General features: G+C 71.7%; 2 protein-coding genes. Both read left to right on the top strand.

Features of this window, described 5'->3' with window-relative positions; genetic code table 11:
* Nucleotides 1–380: 380 nt before the first annotated feature.
* Nucleotides 381–2,177, top strand: coding sequence for a serine/threonine-protein kinase (locus E1286_RS46860; RefSeq protein WP_165970252.1), 1,797 nt, complete (start codon nucleotides 381–383; stop codon nucleotides 2,175–2,177).
* Between the two features lie 10 nt (nucleotides 2,178–2,187).
* Nucleotides 2,188–2,977, top strand: a 790-nt coding sequence (locus E1286_RS46855) for a serine/threonine-protein kinase (RefSeq protein ID WP_132623826.1), incomplete at its 3' end; no start/stop codon positions are given.

Here is a 2,977-nt window from a genome sequence, read left to right as displayed (position 1 = left end):
GGCTCACCCGCCCGCCGATCACCACCGCGGGCCCGTCGCCCACCAGCAGCCCGCCCAGCGCGACCGCGTGCCGTTCCAAAGTCGATGACATCCCGACACTCCCCACTCGGCCGGCCTCCGGAGCCGGCGGCAACAACGAAAAAAGGCAGAGACGGGTGTCTCTGCCTCGTGCCGACTCCAGGTGGTCGCTAGCGGACGACCGGCTCTCCCGGAGCCGGCTCGATAAACGCGTAGCGACGACAAGTCATATAGGAACTCTACACCTACCGCTCGACCTGCTGGGCAGTACATGCCCAGGGCGTAGTGCCCTCCAGGCGAGTCGCCGTTGATCCCTCGCTATGGGAGTATTTCTTGGCCTAGAGGAGGGTTTGAGGCCGTTGATGTCGGATCGAAAGCAGGAGGGACGCCGCATCGCCGGCCGCTACCAGCTGCAGGAACCCATCGGCAGGGGCGGAATGGGCATCGTGTGGCGTGCCCACGACGAGCTCCTGGACCGCACCGTCGCGGTCAAGGAGGTCAGGTACGCCGCCGCCCTGGGCGAGGAGGTGCAGCTGCTGAACCGGCGCACGATGCGCGAGGCGAGGGCGGCGGCGAGGTTCGAGCATCCCAACGTGATCGTCGTGCACGACGTGATCGAGGAGGACGACCGGCCCTGGATCGTCATGCAGCTCGTCCAGTCGCAGTCGCTGGGCGCCGTGATCAAGCAGGACGGTCCGCTGCCGCCCAAGCGGGTGGCCGAGATCGGCCTGGCCATGCTGGACGCGCTGCACCGCGCCCACGAGGCCGGCGTGCTGCACCGTGACGTCAAACCCGAGAACGTGCTGCTGGCCGACGACGGCCGCGTCGTGCTCACCGACTTCGGCATCGCCACGCTGGAGACGGAGACGCAGCTCACCGTGACGGGCCTGGCGGGCACGCCCGCGTTCATCGCCCCCGAGCGGCTCAAGGGGCTGCCGGCGCGGCGCGAGTCCGACCTGTGGTCGCTGGGCGCGACCCTCTACACGGCCGTGGAGGGCCGCTCTCCGCACGAGCGGGGCATGGCGCTGGCCACCATGCACGCCGTGCTCACCGACGAGCCCGACCCCATGCGGCACGCGGGCCCGCTCACCGAGGTGATCAGCGGGCTGCTGATCAAGGAGCCGGTGCAGCGGCTGACGTACGAGGAGGCGCAGCGGCTGCTGCGCAAGGCACTCGCGGAGACGAGCCCGGCGCCGACCGCGCAGTTCGCGCCCGTGCAGGAGCTGCGCGTGCCCACGCAGCCGACCAAGCCGAAGCGCCCGGCGAAGGCCAGGCGCCCGTACGCCCCCGCGGTGGACGAGACGCCGACCGACCCCGACCTGGCCGTGCCCGCGGCGCCGCCGGAGACCGGCGCGCGCATCCCCTCGGTGACGGTGGAGCCGCCTCCCCCCTCCGAGCCCACGGTGGACAGCTCACGCGGCGAGCCGCGGCGGGCCGGGATGATCGCCGCCGCGGCGCTGGCGGTCGTGCTGGTCGCCGGTGTGGGCGGCTATCTCGGCCTGAACTCGGCGCCCGGCGACGACTCGAAGCCGATCGGCGCCGGGAGCTCGGACACCACGCTGTCGCAGGGCTCGCCGAGCGCGTCCTCGCCGCAGTCGCCCTCGTCCCCCTCTCCGAGCGCGTCGCCCAGCACGTCACCGAGCCCGTCGTCGAGCCCCAGCGCGACGGCCAGCCCCAGCCCGAGCCCGACACCCGAGGAGACGAAGGACCCGCTCCCGGCCGGCTGGAAGATGTACAAGGACAAGAAGATGGGCTTCTCCATCGGCCTGCCCAAGGGCTGGGACGTCTGGACGCGCAGCGGCCGGCAGGTCAAGTTCAAGGGCCCGGGCGCGGCGGTCAACGCGTACGTGATGATCGAGGAGGCGGCCAAGCCGGGCAAGGACCCGTACAAGGACTGGCAGCGGCAGGAGCCGTACCTGAAGAACAACTTCGGCGGCTACAAGAAGCTCGACATCAAGCGGGTCGACTACCAGAAGGCCGCCGCCGACTGGGACTTCACCTGGGTCACGAACACCGGCAAGACGCGGGTGCGCAACCGCGGCTTCGTCACGGAGAACGGACGGGCGTACGCGATCTACTGGCACACCCTCAACAGCCACTGGAAGGACGACTACCACTTCTTCGAGGGCTTCTGCGACACGTTCGTGCCCGCGAAGTAGGCTTCCACGCGTGGACAAGCGGGTCAGCGGCCGCTATCGACTGATCGAGCCGATCGGCGAGGGCGGCATGGGGGTGGTCTGGCGGGCCTACGACGAGGTGCTCGACCGTACGGTGGCGATCAAGGAGGTCCGCTACACCGGCGTCGACGAGGCCCGGCGGGCGGAGCTCAACCGCAGGACGATCAGGGAGGCCAGGGCGGCGGGCCGCCTCGACCACCCCTCGGTGGTGGTGGTCCACGACGTCGTCGAGGAGGACGGCCGTCCGTGGATCGTCATGCAGCTCGTCCGGTCCCGCTCGCTGGCGCAGGTGGTCCGCGAGAGCGGGCCGCTGCGGGCCGGCCAGGTCGGGGTGATCGGCGACCGGGTGCTCGACGCGCTGCGGGCCGCGCACGCGACCGGGGTGCTGCACCGCGACGTCAAGCCGGAGAACGTCCTGCTGGCCGACGACGGGCGGGTCGTGCTGACCGATTTCGGCATCGCCTCCATGGAGACAGAAACCGGGCTGACGGCGACGGGCGGGCTGGTGGGCACGCCGGCGTACATGCCGCCCGAGCGGCTGAACGGCGAGCCGGCCCGGCCTGAGTCCGACCTGTGGTCCCTGGGCGCCACGCTGTACACGGCGGTCGAGGGGCGGCCGCCGTACAAGGGCGACTCGTGGGCGGCGACGGTGGCGGCGGTGCTGCGCGACGAGCCGCGGCCGCCGGTACGCGCGGGCGCGCTCACGCCGGTCATCATGGGCCTGCTGCACCGGAGCCCGGCCGCCCGCATGCCCGCCGACCAGGCCGCACGCCTCCTGCGCG

Source organism: Nonomuraea terrae (assembly GCF_004348995.1).
GTDB classification, from domain to species: Bacteria; Actinomycetota; Actinomycetes; order Streptosporangiales; family Streptosporangiaceae; genus Nonomuraea; species Nonomuraea terrae.
This window is presented reverse-complemented; position numbering and strand designations above follow the sequence as displayed.